Below are 16030 nucleotides of genomic sequence, written 5' to 3' on the forward strand. Positions count from 1 at the left end.
GGCGGGCCCGACGGGTTTCCTCCGGGCCCGCCCACGACGGGATCAAGCCTGACCGCCCAGAGTGGGCGGGCCCGGCGGAAACCATGCACGGACCCGGCACGAGACCAAGCAGCACGACTCAGGCGGATCGTCAGCCGCGTTCCACCAGGTGACCCACCACCTCCGGACCGAGCAGCACCGGCGTACCGGAACCGTCTCGGCGCGGGTTCAGCTCCGGCAACTCGACCGGCTCGCCCGTCGCGGTGGCGGCGGCCGGTCGGGGACCCACCCAGGCCACCGCGAGCCGGGCCTCGTCGCGGAGGAACCGCTGCGCCCGCACCCCACCGGTGGCCCGCCCCTTCGCCGGGTACTCCCCGAACGGCGTGACCTTCACGTTCAGACCGGTGGAGGTGACCACCACCGGTTCGCCGTGCTCGGCGTCGTCGGTGCGGACCGCGCCGAAGAAGATCACCTCCGCGTCGGCCGACCGGGCGATGCCGGCCATGCCACCGCCCTTGAGCCCCTGCGGCCGGACCAGCCCGGCCCCGAACCGCAGCAGCTGGGCGTCCGAGGTGACGAACACCAGCTGCTCGGCGCCGTCGGTGAGCCACACCGCGCCCACCACCTCGTCCTCGGGCTTCAACCCGATCACCTCGAACTGGTCGGACCGCACCGGCCACTCCGGGGCGCACACCTTCACCACACCCTGCCGGGTGCCCAGCGCCAGCCCCGGTGATCCGGCGTCCGGCCCGGCCAGCGGCGCCAGACCGACCACGCTCTCCCCCGGTTCCAGGTCCACCAGCTCGGCCGCGGACATCCCGCCGCGCAACGACACCGTCCCGGACTGCTGCGGCAGCACCGGCAACGGCAGCACGTCGGTCTTGAACGCCCGTCCCCGGTTGGTCACCAACAGCACCTGACCGCGGGCCGTCGAGTGGATCACCGCCCGTACCGCGTCGTGCCGGACCCGGCCCCGGCGGCGCTGCCCCTCGGACGCCTCCTCCGACTCGGCCGCGGTGCGGGCCACCAGGCCGGTCGCCGAGAGGATCACCTGGCACGGGTCGTCGGCGACCTCCAGCGGCCCGGCCGGCGCGGACGCCGCCAGCACCTCCTTGAGGTCACCGTCGATCAGGGTGGTCCGGCGGGCCGCGCTGAACCGCTTCCCCACCTCGGTCAGCTCGTCCGAGACCACGCCCCGCAGCACGCCGTCGTCGTCGAGGATCCGGGACAGTTCGGCGATCTCCGACCGGAGCCGGTCCTGCTCGGCCTCCAACTCCAGCCGGTCGTACCGGGTGAGCCGGCGCAACGGGGTGTCCAGGATGTACGTCGCCTGGATCTCGGACAGGCCGAACTCGCTCATCAGGCCGTCCTTCGCGGCCTGGGCGTCGTCGCTGCCCCGGATCAACCGCACCACCCGGTCGATGTCCAGCAGCGCGATCAGCAGGCCGTCGACCAGGTGCAACCGTTCCTGCCGCTTGCGACGCCGGTACGACGTGCGCCGGGTGACCACCTCGTACCGGTGCGCCAGGAACGTCTCCAGCAGCGCCTTGAGGCCCAGGGTACGGGGCTGCCCGTCCACCAGGACCAGATTGTTCACCCCGAACGACTGCTCCAGCGGGGTGAGCCGGTAGAGGTCGGCCAGCAACGCCTGCGGGTTCACCCCGACCTTGCACTCGATCACCAGCCGGGTGCCGTTCTCCCGGTCGGTGAGGTCCTTGACATCGGCGATGCCCTGGAGCCGCTTGGTCCGGTTCACCTCGTCGGTGATCTTCTCGATCACCTTCTCGGCGCCGATCCCGTACGGCAGCTCGGTCACGGTGATCGCCTGCCGGCCCCGGCTGCCCTCCAGCGGGCCGATCTCGACCCGGCCGCGCATCCGGACCACACCCCGACCCGTCTCGTACGCCCGGCGCACCTCGTCCAGGCCGAGCAGCAGTCCGCCGGTGGGCAGGTCGGGGCCGGGCACGAACTCCATCAGCCGGTCCAGCGAAGCGTCCGGGTGGTCGATCATCCAGCGTGCCGCGTTCACCACCTCGCCGAGGTTGTGCGGGATCATGTTGGTGGCCATCCCGACCGCGATTCCGGAGGCCCCGTTGACCAGCAGGTTCGGGAAGGCCGCCGGCAGCACGGTCGGCTCGGTCAGCGAACCGTCGTAGTTGGGCTTGAATTCGACGGTGTCCTCGCCCAACTCGCCCACCAGCAGCATCGCCGCCTGCGACATACGCGACTCGGTGTAGCGACTCGCCGCCGGTCCATCGTCCGGGGACCCGAAGTTTCCATGTCCGTCGATGAGTGGGGCGTTCAGCGAGAAGTCCTGCGCCAGCCGCACCATGGCGTCGTAGATGGCCAGGTCACCGTGCGGGTGAAACTTACCCATCACGTCGCCGACCACCCGGGCCGACTTGACGTGCGCCCGGTCCGGCCGGTGGCCCTGCTCGCTCATCGAGTACAGCAGCCGCCGGTGTACCGGCTTGAGGCCGTCGCGGGCGTCCGGCAGTGCCCGGGAATGGATGACCGAGTACGCGTACTCCAGGTAGGAGTCCTCGACCTCGGTGGTGAGCGGGTTGTCGATGACCTGCGCGCCCGCCTGGTCGAACGCGGACAGGTCCACCTTCGTGACGGTGCCCTTGCGGCGTGCCATCAGCTCTCTCCTCGGAGGTTCACGCGTCGATCGCATCCTGGTCGATCCGGCCGGCCGCGTTGATCAGCCAGTTCTTGCGTGGCTCGACCTTCTCCCCCATCAGCAGCTCCAGGGTCTGCTCGGCCGCGTCCACGTCGTGCAGGGTGATCCGGCGGACCGCCCGGGTCGCCGGGTTCATCGTGGTGTCCCACAACTCGTCGGCGTCCATCTCGCCGAGCCCCTTGAACCGGGGAATCGGGGTGACCACCTGCCGGCCGCGTTTCTCCAGCCGGGCCACCGTGGTCTCCATCTCGGCCTGGGTGTAGGTGAAGATGGTCTCCGGGTTCCGGCCCCGGGTGGTGATCTTGTGCAGCGGGGGCATGGCCGCGTACAGGCGGCCGGCCTCGATCACCGGGCGCATGTACCGGGCGAACAGGGTGATCAGCAGCGTCCGGATGTGCGACCCGTCCACATCGGCGTCCGCCATGATCAGCACCCGGCCATAGCGCATCGAGCCCAGTTCGAAGGTACGTCCCGAGCCGGCACCGAGCACCTGGACGATCGCCGAGCACTCGGCGTTGTCCAGCACCTGCTGGAGGTTCGCCTTCTGGACGTTGAGGATCTTGCCACGGATCGGAAGCAACGCCTGGTATTCAGCCGTTCGGGCCACCCGCGCGCTGTTGTGGACGAACACTCCCGACTCAAGGGCGAAGTTGTGGTAGTCGTCGACCGTCAAGTCGTAGACATCCGCCGTCTCGTCCAACGCTTTCACTGAGGTCACCGTGTGGTTGACCATCGAAGCCGCCGCACGGAGGCGGACGAGGTCTCCGTCGTACAGAGCCAGCAGGCGGTCGAACCGCAGGCCGGTCCGGGCGGATCGCAGCCGGTCGGCCTCGTATCCTGAAGCCAGCTCGGCGTCGGTCAGCGGCAGCAGGGCAGCGAGCCTACGCAGCGCGGCCAGTCTGCGGCCCTCGTTCTGCTTCCGGACGCGTTCCTCCCTGGGCACGGCTGCCACGTACCGGGCACGCCCGGCCTGAGCTTGAGCGAGGTGCCCGGTGCCAGGGTCGCTCATTCGCTGCCTCATCCGCTGCGAATGCCGACGACCAAATTCCGGGTTGTCCCGGTGCCACGCCAGCACCGCGTTACGTTGCCGGTTGCGTTCCGCGGGATCGGCGAACTGCTCGATCGTCTTGTGGGATCGCCATGCTCGCAGGTCGTCGTCCTGCCACTGCCGCAACGATCGTTCGCGCCATTCCTCCCGCCGAGCGGGATCGCCGAAGAACCGCCGGACCCGCTCCGCTGCCGCTGCCCGGTGCTCCGGGTGCACCCAGTACGCCGCCTGCCACTCACGCATCCGCTGCGCGTAGGCGCGCTTCTCCTGCGGGCTGAGGGCCTGGTACCAGTCCCGGAAGCCCTTCTCGATCTTGGCTCGGAAAGCGGGCGAGTCGTTCAGCGCGAACAGGCGGGCAAGACACGCCTCGCGGAAGGCAGGATCCTGCCACTGTCTCGTGAGCATCGCCGACTTGAATTCCCGCCCGCCGTTGGCGAACCACTCACGCCAGCCGGCCTGCACATGCTCGCCCATCATGGCAGCATGCAGCGCGAAGTGATCCTCGAAGGTCATCCGGCGGATGTTCCGGGGATCGTTATTGCGTTTGTTGATGTCGATGTGATGCCGCACCTTGCCGTTGGCGGAGCTGTCCCTGCCATGCCGAAGGTTCCAGGCGTCCGCCAGGTAGTGGGTGTAGACCCACTCGTGGCGGTCGTTCATCCAGATCTGCTCGTACCCCTTCAGCTTGTCGCCCTGCTCCCTGCTGGAGAGCCGGCGATACAGCGGCATGAGGGAGTCGCCGGGCAGCAGCGCGTCTGCCCGGCGATACGACCCGTCACGCAGCCGGAAGAGGTGGTCGGGAGTGCACCGCACCGACTCGCCACTGTCGAGGGTGACCCGTACCAGCCGGGCGTTGCGTTTGGTCAGCCGGGGCGCCACGAGCGGTGCGATGACCACCCGGCCGGCCTTGTTGGTCGTGTACCCGAAGTGGCTGACTCCCCGCTGCCAGTCGGCGGCCAGGTTCTCGAACGACATGCTCCGGCCCGACGCGAGGGCGACCATCGTGTCACCGGTAAAGCACCCCAGTGCGCTGTCGCCTTCCACGATGAACAGCTCGCTGCGGTCGACCCCGGTGGACCGGCAGTCGACCAGCTTGGCCGGCATGGCCGCGCCCTCCAACGCGGTCTTGCGGCGGGCGGCGTCCTTCTGCTGCTTGTGGGCGAGCCGGACCCGGGCGGCGTCCACGATCTTCTGGAGCACCGTGCGGGCCTCGGTCTTCGTCCGCCGGCCGTCGACCCAGTCCTTGAGGTGCTGCTCGACGAGGGTCTGCACCACCTTGGTGATGCCGGCGGTGGACAGTTCGTCCTTGGTCTGGGAGGTGAACTGCGGCTCCGGGATCCGGACGTGGATGACCGCCGTCATGCCCTCCAGGACGTCGTCGACGGTCGGCGGGTCCTCCTTCGGCTTGAGCAGGCCGCGGGTGTTGCGGATCGCCTCGGTGAGCGCCCGGGTGGCGGCGCGTTCGAAGCCGCGGCGGTGGGTGCCGCCGTGGGCGTTGCGGATGGTGTTGCTGAAGCACTCGACGGTGCGGTCGTAGCCGGTGCCCCAGCGCAGCGAGATCTCGACCTCGGCCCGGCGCACGACGTTGGCCTGCATGACGCCGTTGGCGTCGGCGGCGTTCTCCCGGTAGGTGCCCTCGCCGGTGATCAGCAGGGTGCCGCTGACCGGCCGGTCGCCGGCCGGGGCGAGGAACTCCACCATGTCGGCCAGCCCGTTCGGGAAGTGGAACACCTCCTCGGTGGGCTCGTCCCCGGTGGCGTCGCGCAGCAGGTAGGTCACGCCGGGCACCAGGAAGGCGGTGTTGCGCAGCTTGGTCCGGACGGCGTCGACGTCGAGCGCCGCGCCGGTCTCGAAGTACCGGGCGTCGTACCAGTACCGGATCGTGGTGCCGGTGGGCTCACCCCGGCGCAGCTTCCGCTCGATCCGCAGCCCGGAGCCGGGGGTGAAGCCCGCGTCGGGTCCGGGGCCGTCGAACGCGCCGGGCACGCCCCGTCGGAAGGACATCGAATGTACGGCGCCGTCGCGCCGGACGGTGACGTCGAAGCGGTGGGACAGGGCGTTGACCGCCGAGGCGCCGACGCCGTGCAGGCCGCCGGAGGTCTTGTAGCCGGAGCCGCCGAACTTGCCGCCGGCGTGCAGCCGGGTCAGCACCAGTTCGACGCCGGAGAGCCCGGACCGGGCGTGGACGTCGGTGGGTATGCCCCGACCGTCGTCGTCGACCTGGACCGAGCCGTCGCCGAACAGGGTGACCTCGACCCGGGTGGCGTGCCCCGCGACGCCCTCGTCGGTGGCGTTGTCGATGATCTCGTTGGCGAGGTGGTTGACGCCGCGGCTGTCGGTGGAGCCGATGTACATGCCGGGTCGCTTGCGGACCGCGTCCAGACCCTCAAGGTGAGTGAGGTCGGCGGCTCCGTAGAGGGTGTCAGGCTGCGCGGTCAACTCGTCGTACTCCCCGGTCGTCGGCCGGCTCCCGGTCGGGGGCGGCGCGGCGAGCCTAACCGGCGGCACCGACATCGGCTCGCAACCGGGGGTACGCGTGGCGCGCAGGTCACGCCGGTGGTGCCGGCCGCCGCCCCGGGACCACCGGCGTCCGGGCCATCGAGCTGGCGCTGGGCGCGGTCCGAGCACCGGTGCCCGGCGCCGGTTCGAGCACCGCCGATCACGGTCCGCGCAGGTAGGCCAGTTCCGGGAAGTGCCCCTGGTACGTCGTGAGCAGCCGCCGGGCGACGGCGACCGAGTCGACCAGCGGGTGCGTGGCGAACGCCCGCAGCGCGGCGGCCCGGGACCCGGTGGCGGCGGCGGTCAGGACGGCCCGTTCGACGGCCTTGACCGCGTGGACGAGCGCGAGGGCGTGGTCGGGCAGCGGGCCGACGGGCAGCGGACGCGCACCGTCGGCGTCGACCACGCAGGGGATCTCGACGATGGCGTCGTCGTCGAGGCTGGGCAGGGCGCCCCGGTTGGGCACGTTGAGGATCAGCGTGGCGGGTTCGGCCCGGCCGATCGCGCGCATCAGCGCCAGGGCGAGTTGTTCGTAGCCGCCGCCGGTGAGGTCGGTGGGGTCGCGGTCGCCCGCGCCGACGGCGGCCCGGTTCTCCGCGAGGTAGGTGGTTTCGCGGTCCAGCCGGGTGTCCTCCCAGACCGTCAGCGGGTCGGCGTCGGCCCCGGCCAGCCGGGCGTAGCAGCGGCGCTGCTGGTCGAGCAGGTACTCGCCACGGGTGGCCGCGGCGCCCCGGGCCGCCGCGGTGGTCTCCCGGTTGCCGTAGTAGTAGTGCAGGTATTCGTTGGGTACGGCGCCGATGGCCCGTAGCCACTCGCCGCCGAACAGCCGGCCCTCCTCGATGGTGGCCAGCGCCGCGTCGTCGGCGAGCAGCGACGGCAGCAGGTCGGTGTCGTCGACGTGCACGGCCCGGAGCCAGCCGAGGTGGTTGAGGCCGGCGTAGTCGAGCCGGGTCCGGGTCGGGTCGACGCCCAGGGCGTGCGCGACGCGGCGGCCGAGACCGACCGGGGAGTCGCAGATGCCGATCACCCGGTCCCCGAGGTGCGCGGCCATGGCCTCGGTGACCAGGCCGGCCGGGTTGGTGAAGTTGATCACCCAGGCGTCGGGGGCGGTCACCGCGATCCGCCGGGCCAGGTCGGTGGCCACCGGTACGGTGCGCAGCCCGTACGAGATGCCGCCGGCGCCGACGGTCTCCTGGCCGAGCACGCCCGCGTCGAGCGCGATCCGCTCGTCGAGCACCCGGCCGGCGAGGCCGCCGACCCGGATGGCGCAGAAGATGAACCCGGCGCCGGCCAGCGCGGCGTCCAGGTCGGTGGTGGTGACCACGGCGGGTGGGTCGGGGACGTCCCGGGCCTGGGCGGCCAGCACTCGGGCGATGGCGTGCAGCCGGGCGCTGTCGGTGTCGTACAGGGTCACCTCGGTGACCCGGTCCGGGCCCCGATCGCCGAGCAGCGCCCGGTGGATGATCGGGACCCGGAAGCCGCCGCCGCCGAGGATGGTCAGCCGCACCCGGTCAGCCCTTGCTGGCCTCGTTGCCGGCGGTCTCGGCCCGCTTCAGCCCTTCGGTGACGCCGAGCTGGCCGAGGAAGACCTGCTGGAGGATGGGGCTCATGGCGGTGCCGCCGGCCCCGACCCGGGGGCCGACCGGGGCCGGGAACGTGGTGCCCTCGGCGGCGTCGACGAACGGTTTGACGTCGACGCCGAGCTTCTTCCAGTAGTCGACGAAGACCGGCTGGTCGGCGGTGACGGCCGGGAACGCGGAGCCCCGGGCGGCGATGGGTTGGAGCCCTTCGGTGGAGCCGATCCACTTGAGCACCGCGCGGGTGGCGTCCGGGTGGGCGGTCTTGGCCGAGGCGACGGCGGCGACGCCGTGGACCACGCCGACCCGGCCGGCCGGTCCGCGCAGCATCGGGGCCAGGCCCCACTTGAACTGTGCGGCGTCCTTGATGTTCTGCAGGTTGTACGGACCGGACTGGAACAGCGCGATCTTGCCTTCGGCGAACATCCGGAGGGTCTTGTCGCCGTTGGTGTTGGTGTCGGCGGCCGACGGCGCGACGTGGTGCTTGTTGATCAGGTCGACGACGTACTGCACGGCCGCGGCGGTTCTGGGCTGGGACGCGAAGTTGAACGAGTCGCCCTGCTGCCAGGTTCCGCCGTTGGAGCCGACGAAGTCCCACAGGATCGCCTGCTGGTCGAAGGCGGCGTTGAAGCCGTACTGCTTGATCTTGCCGGGGTCGAAGCCGGGCTGGCCGGCGGTGCGGCCGGCGCTGTCCACCGTGAGTTTCCGGGCGGCGGGCAGGAAGGTGTCACCGGCGCCCGTGGGGTTCCAGGTGAGCTTGGCCGGGTCGACGCCGGCCTTCGCCACGAGGTCCTTGTTGTAGAACAGCGCGATCGAGTCCCACAGCTGCGGTACTCCCCACAGCTTGCCGTTGCGGGTGTAGAGGGAGACAACCGATCTGGTCCAGCCGGCCTGGTTGGCGGCCAGGTCGCCCTCGATGGGCATCAGCTGGTTGTTGTCGGCGTAGAGGCCGAAGTTCGAGGTGTTGGTCCAGTAGATGTCGGCGGCGGTGCCGGCCGAGATGTCGGTGGGCAGTTTCGTCCAGTAGTCGGCCCATGGCACCGTCTGGACGTTCACCTTGATGGTGGGGTTCTGCTTCTCGAACTCGGCGAACGACGTCATGTAGGACCTGGCGACCTGGTCGTCCCAGAGTCGGAAGGTGACGGTGGTCCTGCCGTCCGAGGACGAGTCGTCGTCGCCACCGCTGATCGAGCAGCCGGCGACGGTCAGGGCCAGGGCGGCGAGCACGGTCAGGAGCCGGTGCGTTCTCACGGGCGGATCCTCATTTCAGGCCGGTGATGGTGATGGACTTGACGATGTGCCGCTGGAAGACCAGGAACAGCACGAGCAGCGGGAGGGTGGCCAGGCTGGTGGCGGCCATCACGAGGGTCCAGTTGCCGTTGTACTGGCTCTGCAGGGCCGCGGTGGCCACCGTGAGCACCCGCCACCGCTGGCCGCTGGTGATGACCAGCGGCCAGAGGAAGTCGTTCCAGTGGGTGACCACCGTGATGATCAGCAGGGTGGCCAGGACCGGCCGGCTGAGCGGCAGGATCACGTGCCAGAGCACCCGGGGGTGACCGGCGCCGTCCAGCCGGGCGGCGCTGACCAGGTCCTCGGGGATGCCCCGGAAGAACTCGCGGAGCAGGAAGATCGCGTACGGTGAGCCGAACATCGAGGGCAGCACGATGCCCCAGAAGGTGTCCCGCAGCCCGGCCTGGCTCAGCATCGCGAACCGGGGCACCAGGGTGGCCACGATCGGCACCATGAGGGTGGCCAGGTAGACCCAGAACAGCGCGTCCCGACCGGGGAACCGCAGCCGGGCGAAGGCGTACGCGGCCAGCACCGAGCAGGTGAGCTGGCCGAGGACGACGACGAGGACGACCTGGACGGTGATCACCAGCGGTGGCACCAGGGAGTGCCCGCCGACCACGAGTTCGGCGTAGTTCGCGCCGGTGACCGGTGCGGGTGGCGCCAGCGGGGACGTGCTGGCGAACTGCCGCTCCGTCTTGACCGAGGTCTGCACGCTCAGCAGGTACGGCGCCAGGGTCAGCACCGCGCCGACGACCAGCCCGAGGTAGGTGGCGGCGTTGAGCAGGAGAGGTCTGCGCACCGGTCAGCTCATCTCGTAGGTGATCCGGCGCCGGAAGTAGCGCTGCTGGCCGAGGGTGACGGCGACCAGCAGCACGAACAGCACCACGGACATGGCGGCGGCGCGACCCATCCGGAAGGCGGTGAACGCCTCCTTGTAGATCAGCGAGGCGATCACGTCGGTCCGGCCGGCCGGACCGCCCTGGGTCATCGCGTAGACGGTGTCGAAGACCTGGAAGCTGGCGATCACTCCGGTGGTGAGCACGAAGAAGGTGGTCGGGCGCAGCAGCGGCAGGGTCACCCGCCAGAACGTCTGCCAGGCTCCGGCGCCGTCGATCCGGGCGGCCTCGTGGTACTGCTCGGGAATGCCGGCCAGCCCGGCCAGGAAGAACAACGCGACGTAGCCGACGTTGGTCCAGACGGTCACCGTGGCGACCGCGGGCAGCGCCAGGGTGGGGCTGGTCAGCCATTCGATCCGGTGCCCGAGCAGCGCGTTGAGCGCGCCGTCGGAGGGGTCGAAGACCCATTTCCAGATCACCCCGAGGGCCAGCGGCGCGGTGATCCACGGCAGTACGAAGATCGCGCGGAACCAGGTGGAGCCGGGCAGCCGGCGGTGCAGCAGCAGCGCCACGCACAGCCCGAGGGCCACCTGGAGCGGGATGACCAGCAGGACGAACGAGGCGGTGACCGCGAGCGACCGGCCGAAGTTGGGATCGGTGAGGATCGACCGGTAGTTGTCCAGGCCGGTCCACCGGGCGGGGCTGACCAGATCCCAGCGGTGCAGGCTGATCCCCACCACCACGACGACCGGCACCAGCAGGAACCCGAGCACCCCGACGAGGCTGGGCGCGAGGAGGGCGTACCCGGCCAGGGTGTCCCGGCGGATCCGCGGGCCGCCCGGCCCGGGGCGGCGGGGCCGGGACGCCGGGCGGCGGGCGGGTGGCCCCGGCCGGTCGGGTCGGCTCACCGGGACCGGTCCAGGTCGGACAGCCGGGCGATGGTGGCGGTGGCCCGGCGGGTACGGCGGCTCTCGCCCCTCGGGATCGCGTCGTCGAGGAAGCCGTAGGCGCGGACGAGTTCGGCCTCGACGGCGTCGTCGTGGTGCCGCGTGGCCCGCTGCTTGGCCGCGCGCCACCAGTCGTTGATGTCGCCCCAGCCGGGCGCCGACAGAGAGCCGCCGAAGTGCTGCACGGACAGCGCGGCCACCAGGTTCGCGAAGGCCAGGCGCTGGGACAGCGGCCAGTCCCGGAGGGTGCCGGCGATGAAGCCCGCGGTGAAGACGTCACCCGCGCCGGTGGGGTCGAGCGCCGCCACCCGGACGGCGGGGGCGGCGGCGCTCTCCCCGGTGGCCGCGTCGATGGCCAGGGCGCCGTCCGCGCCGCAGGTGACCACGACTACCGGCACCCGGTCGGCCAGCCGGCGAAGGGCGTCGGCCGGGGTGTCGGCGCGGGTGTAGCGCATCGCCTCGACGGCGTTGGGCAGGAAGGCGTGGCAGTCGTCGAGCACGGCCAGCACCCCGGTGGACCAGGTGGCGGTGTCGTCCCAGCCGACGTCGGCGAAGACCAGGGTGCCCCCGGCCCGGGCGCGGCGCACCCACGGAGCCGGTTCCCTGCCGACGCTGAGGAACGCGCTGCGGGCCGCGGGGAGTTCACCGACCAGGCCGTCGGCGCCGACCGGCGCGGGATGCCCGTGGGTGATCATGCTGCGGTCCCGTTCGTAGGCCAGCGAGACGGTCACCGGGGAGTGCCAGTCGTCGACGCGGCGGGAGGCCGACAGGTCGATGTCCTCCTGCTCGGCGAGGATCTGCCAGCAGAAGTCGCCGTACACGTCGGAGCTGAGCGCGGTGCCGAGGCCGGTGCGTACCCCCAACCGGCGGGCCGCCACGGCGAGGTTGGCGATGCCGCCGGGGCAGGAACCCATCCCCGGCGCCCAGACCTCGACCCCCGGTTCGGGCAGGGCGGTCAGGCCGGTGAAGACGATGTCGAGGAAGACCACGCCGGAGACGAACAGATCAAGCGGTGGCGTAGCGGCCACCGGGCCCGTGGCGTCCGGACCGGACGGGCCGGCGGGGAACGATGGGCTGATCAAGACGATCCCTTCGAAAGGGGCGCGGGGACGGATGTCCGGCGGTTCCGCCCGCTCCGGGGTTGATCACGCTCAATTGGAGCAAGTTCAACAGCGCCGGGCCGGCCTGTCAATGAACCTTTTCAACCTCCCCTGCGGTCCGACGGTGGCGGAGATCGAAGGTGGGGCGCGGGCGCCGCGGGGTTCGGGGTGAAAAAGGTTCGATGGGTTCGGGGCCCCTCCGGCGGGCCCGCGTTCGCCGGCCGGTCAGCTCCGGGTGGCCACCGGTTCGCCGCCCGCTCGTGTGCTGGCCGCCCGGGGTTCACCGGGGCGCCGGTTGGCGCACCTAGCCTCGCCGGCATGTCCAGCACCCCCGAGGTGAGCGTGGTGATCCCCACCCGTTCCCGGCCCGATCTGGTGACCCGAGCCGTCCGCAGCGCGCTGGCGCAGACGGTGCGGGACATCGAGATCATCGTGGTTGTCGACGGACCCGACGACGGCACCGTCGCGGCGCTCGACCGGCTGGCCGACCCCCGGGTGCGGACCGTCACCCTGGCCACCTCCGGTGGCGCGCCGAACGCCCGCAACGTCGGCGCGTGGCACGCCCGAGCCCGCTGGACGGCGCTGTTGGACGACGACGACGAGTGGCTGCCGGACAAGCTCGCCGTGCAGTTGGCGATCGCCACCGGCACGGTCGCTCCGGCGCCGATCGTGGCCTGCCAACTGATCAACCGGACGCCCCGCGCGGAGTTCGTCATGCCGCGCCGGCTGCCCGCGCCCGGCGAGCCGCTGAGCGAGTACTTCACGGTGCGACGTGGACTGTTCCACGGCGACGGTTTCATCCAGACGTCCACGATCATGGCACCGACCGAGCTGTTCCGGGCGGTGCCGTTCACCGTCGGGTTGCGCCGGCAGCAGGAGTTGGACTGGGCCCTGCGGGCGGTGCGGTACGACGGCGCCGAGCTGACCATCGCCGCGCGGCCCCTGGTGGTCTGGCACCAGGACGAGGACCGGCCACGGATCAGCCTGGAGGCGCCCTGGCAGGAGCAGTTGGACTGGTTGCGTACGGCCCGGCACCTGTTCACCCCGCGGGCGTACGCCGCCTTCACGATGAGCGTGGTCAGCTCGATGGCGGCGCAGACCCGCAGTTGGAGGGTGTTCGGCACGCTGCTGGCCGAGGCCCGCCGGCACGGGCGGCCCGCCGTCATCGACTACCTGACGTTCCTGCAGATCTGGCTGCTTCCGCCGGGGCTGCGGCACACCCTGCGCGATCTGGTGCTGGGGCGCGGCCGGTCCCGTGGTCAGGCGTCCACCGAGGAGCCGGACCGGGTGGCGGCCCGGTCGTGACGAGCGGTGACGTGGCGGCCGGCGGTTCCGGACGGCGGCTGGTGATCTGGCGCAGTTGCCTCCTCCCCGGCTCCGAGACCTTCGTCCGGAACCACGGCGCCGCGTTGGCCACCTGGCAGCCCAGGTACCTCGGCGCGGTCCGGGTGGACTCGGACCTGGCCTCGGACAGCGATGTGATCGTCTACCCGGACACCCCGGCCGGGCGGCGCGGCTGGCTGGGGCTTCGGCTCACCGGGCGGTCGGCGCGGCTGCGCGCGGCGCTGGCCGGCCTCGCCCCCGACCTGGTACACGCCCACTTCGGCGGCGACGGCCGGCTGATCAGCCGGACCACCGAACGGCTCGGCATCCCGCTGGTCATCACGGTGCACGGGCTGGACGTGACCCGGCAGGCCGCCGCCACCGGCCCGCGCGGGCTGCGGCACCGCCGGAACCTGCGGACGGCGTTCGGGCGCGCCGCGCTGATCCTCGCGGTGTCGGGGCCGATCCGCGACCGGGTGCTGGCGCTGGGCGCGGACCCGGCGAAGGTGCTGGTCCACCACACCGGGGTGCCGATCCCACCGGTCCCGCCGCCGGCGCCCAAGCGCTGGGATGTCGTGTTCGTGGGCCGGTTCGTCGAGAAGAAGGGCGTGGACGACCTGATCGCCGCGCTCGCCCGGTCCGGGGCGGCCCGCGCGGTGCTCATCGGCGCGGGCCCGTTGCAGGGTGAGCTGCGGCAGCGGGCGGCCCGGCTCGGGCTGGCCGCCACGTTCCTCGGCGCCCAACCCCCGGCGGTGGTGGCCCGGCACGTCGCCGAGGCGCGGATCCTCGTCGCCCCGTCGAAGACGGCGGCGGACGGCGACACCGAGGGACTGCCCACCACCATCCTGGAGGCCGCGAGCCTGGGTGTTCCGGTGGTCTCGACGTACCACGGTGGTATCCCGGAGGCGGTGCTGCCCGACCGGACCGGCCTGCTCTGCCCGGAGGCGGACCCGGTGGCCCTGGCCGCCGCCATCGACCGGCTGCTCGCCGACGACGGCCTGCGGGACCGGCTCGGCCGGCAGGCCCGGCAGCACGTCACCGAGGCGTTCGACCTGCGTGTCCAGTCGCGCCGGCTGGAGTCGCTGTACGACGCCGTCGCCGACTCCCGTCGCGGCACCCTGACCCGCCGACCGCGCTGAGACCAGGCCGACCTGGTCTCAGCCGGGGTGGATCCGCCGGACCACGGCGCGGGCCGACCGGCGCGCCGCGCGGGCACCGCCGATCAGGGCTCGGCCCGCTCGGGCCGGCCCGGCGGCGCTGAGCAGGTCGATGGTGCGCCGGGCGGCGGTCAGTTCGGTGTTGCGCGCGGCCACCTCCCGCTCCCAGCTGCGCGCCTCGGCCCGGGCCTCGGCCAGTTCGGCGGTCAGCCGGTCCCGGATCGCCAGCAGTTCCCGGACGGACCGGTTCGCCGGCCGGTCCGGCTCGGCGCCGGCCGGTCGCGACGGCGCCGACTCCCGGTCGGCGAGCGCGACCAGGGTACGGGCCAACCCGGACAGGTCACCGTAGGCCGGCCACGGGTGGGGATGGTCGGCGCCGAGCAGTGTCGCCGCGAACCCGCGCCGCGCCTCATCCGGCTCGCCGGCCGGGGCCAGCGGGGTCAACTCGCCGTCGGGCCCGACGATCACCTGATCGGCCGGTACCCCGGCGGCGCTGCCCGCCTGCCAGGTGGTCAGCAGCCCGCGCAGCCTCGGCAGGTCCCGCCCGAGGCACGCCGCCAGCAGCAGCCGGCGCAGCGTCTGGCCGGTCGGCACCGGCTCGGCCGCGCGGGCGTCGACGGCCCGGCGGAGCCAGTCCCGTCCCGTCCCGCGATGCAGCAGGTGGGTGACCGGGCCGGCGGTCACCACGCCGGCCGGCGGGGGCGGCCCCGCCGACCCGGTCGGTCCGCCCTCGCGGTGGCACACCAGCACCCAGCCCGGGGCGAGTTCGGTCGCGGCGCCGTGCCGCAGCGCGGTCACGGCCAGCCGGACCGGGTCGGTGAGCACGTCCTCCGCCGGAGCGCAGGCGGCGCTCAGGGCGGCTTCGAGGAACCCGTCGAGGCCGTCCTCGGCCAGGATGTCGGGCCCGAGCAGCACCGTGGGCGCCGTCGGCGTCGGGTAGCCGGCATAACTGCCGGCCACCGCGAATCCGGCCACGGCCAGCCGGGACGACAGTCGGGCCAGGCCGGCGGGCCGGGCCGGATCACACTCGGCCGGCACCCCCCAGTCCGAGTCGGTGGACCCGGCCGGCAGCGCGACCAGCCGGTGCAGACCGAGCAGGTTCTCCATCCCGAGCAGGAGCCGGCCGCCGGGCCGGACGGCCGCCGCCAGCAGATCCAGGGCGTCCGCCCAGGGCAGCTCCGCGCCCTCCACCGAGCAGAGCCGCCCGAGTCCGTCGAGGGCGATCACCGTGTCGTACGGGGGGTCCACGGGCAGCTTTTCCGGTCCGCCGCAGCAGACCGTCACCTCCGGACGGTCCCGGTACCGCTCGGCCAGCGCCTCGGCGTCCGGGACCCCCCGCACCAGCAGCGTGACCTCGGTGGCTGGCAGCCGGTCGACAAGGCCCGGCTCGTGCGGCCCGGCGACCAGGGTGCGACCGTGCGCCATGGCCAGCACCGGGGCGAGGGCCGGCCCGCGCACCGGTCCCGGCCCGTGCCGGCCGTCGAGGTCCGACCACACCAGCATCTCCCCACCGATCAGGCGTACGGTCACCGGGCGGTCCTCCTGTCGACGCGGCGTGCGGCCACCGGGCGGTGATGTGCTGCGTTCACGG

The 16030-nt window shown here is 72.4% G+C and carries 9 protein-coding genes and 3 pseudogenes; 2 read left to right on the forward strand and 10 right to left on the reverse strand.

Going from position 1 to position 16030, the window contains the following annotated elements; translation table 11 throughout:
• Positions 1–130: 130 nt before the first annotated feature.
• The 9 genes and pseudogenes from ACXN5W_RS17270 to ACXN5W_RS17310 all read right to left on the reverse strand — a co-directional run bounded on the left by ACXN5W_RS17270 (position 131) and on the right by ACXN5W_RS17310 (position 11941).
• Positions 131–2620 carry a DNA gyrase/topoisomerase IV subunit A gene (locus ACXN5W_RS17270; RefSeq protein WP_473159335.1) on the reverse strand — a complete coding sequence of 830 codons (2490 nt, stop codon included), beginning with the start codon at positions 2618–2620 and terminating at the stop codon, positions 131–133.
• Between the two features lie 19 nt (positions 2621–2639).
• Positions 2640–3278: pseudogene (locus ACXN5W_RS17275) on the reverse strand (toprim domain-containing protein); the annotation flags it as partial.
• A gap of 6 nt (positions 3279–3284) precedes the next feature.
• Positions 3285–4754, reverse strand: a pseudogene (locus tag ACXN5W_RS17280) (ATP-binding protein); the annotation flags it as partial.
• Positions 4731–6224 (reverse strand): annotated as a pseudogene (locus ACXN5W_RS17285) (ATP-binding protein); the annotation flags it as partial. The pseudogenes ACXN5W_RS17285 and ACXN5W_RS17280, both read right to left, overlap by 24 nt.
• Before the next feature lie 145 nt (positions 6225–6369).
• Positions 6370–7716, reverse strand: coding sequence for a 6-phospho-beta-glucosidase (locus ACXN5W_RS17290; RefSeq protein WP_473159336.1), 1347 nt, complete (start codon positions 7714–7716; stop codon positions 6370–6372).
• A gap of 4 nt (positions 7717–7720) precedes the next feature.
• Positions 7721–9037, reverse strand: coding sequence for an ABC transporter substrate-binding protein (locus tag ACXN5W_RS17295; protein WP_473159337.1), 1317 nt, complete (start codon positions 9035–9037; stop codon positions 7721–7723).
• Between the two features lie 10 nt (positions 9038–9047).
• On the reverse strand, positions 9048–9875 hold the full coding sequence (locus ACXN5W_RS17300) for a carbohydrate ABC transporter permease (RefSeq protein ID WP_473159338.1): 828 nt from the start codon (positions 9873–9875) through the stop codon (positions 9048–9050).
• Between the two features lie 3 nt (positions 9876–9878).
• Positions 9879–10820 carry a carbohydrate ABC transporter permease gene (locus ACXN5W_RS17305; RefSeq protein WP_473159339.1) on the reverse strand — a complete coding sequence of 314 codons (942 nt, stop codon included), beginning with the start codon at positions 10818–10820 and terminating at the stop codon, positions 9879–9881.
• Positions 10817–11941: a PfkB family carbohydrate kinase gene (locus tag ACXN5W_RS17310; RefSeq protein WP_473159340.1), complete on the reverse strand. Its 1125-nt coding sequence runs from the start codon at positions 11939–11941 to the stop codon at positions 10817–10819. The genes ACXN5W_RS17305 and ACXN5W_RS17310 overlap by 4 nt, the downstream gene beginning before the upstream one ends.
• A 336-nt stretch (positions 11942–12277) precedes the next feature.
• Between ACXN5W_RS17310 and ACXN5W_RS17315 the strand changes: the two genes are divergently transcribed.
• A complete protein-coding gene (locus tag ACXN5W_RS17315) occupies positions 12278–13264 on the forward strand; it encodes a glycosyltransferase family 2 protein (RefSeq protein ID WP_473159341.1) in 987 nt (328 codons plus the stop codon).
• Positions 13261–14421, forward strand: coding sequence for a glycosyltransferase (locus ACXN5W_RS17320; protein WP_473159342.1), 1161 nt, complete (start codon positions 13261–13263; stop codon positions 14419–14421). The genes ACXN5W_RS17315 and ACXN5W_RS17320 overlap by 4 nt, the downstream gene beginning before the upstream one ends.
• A gap of 18 nt (positions 14422–14439) precedes the next feature.
• Here the strand turns inward: ACXN5W_RS17320 and ACXN5W_RS17325 are convergent, their stop codons facing one another.
• Complete coding sequence (locus ACXN5W_RS17325) at positions 14440–15969, reverse strand: hypothetical protein (protein ID WP_473159343.1); 1530 nt, start codon at positions 15967–15969, stop codon at positions 14440–14442.
• Positions 15970–16030: the final 61 nt, after the last annotated feature.

Source organism: Plantactinospora sp. A48 (assembly GCF_055793945.1).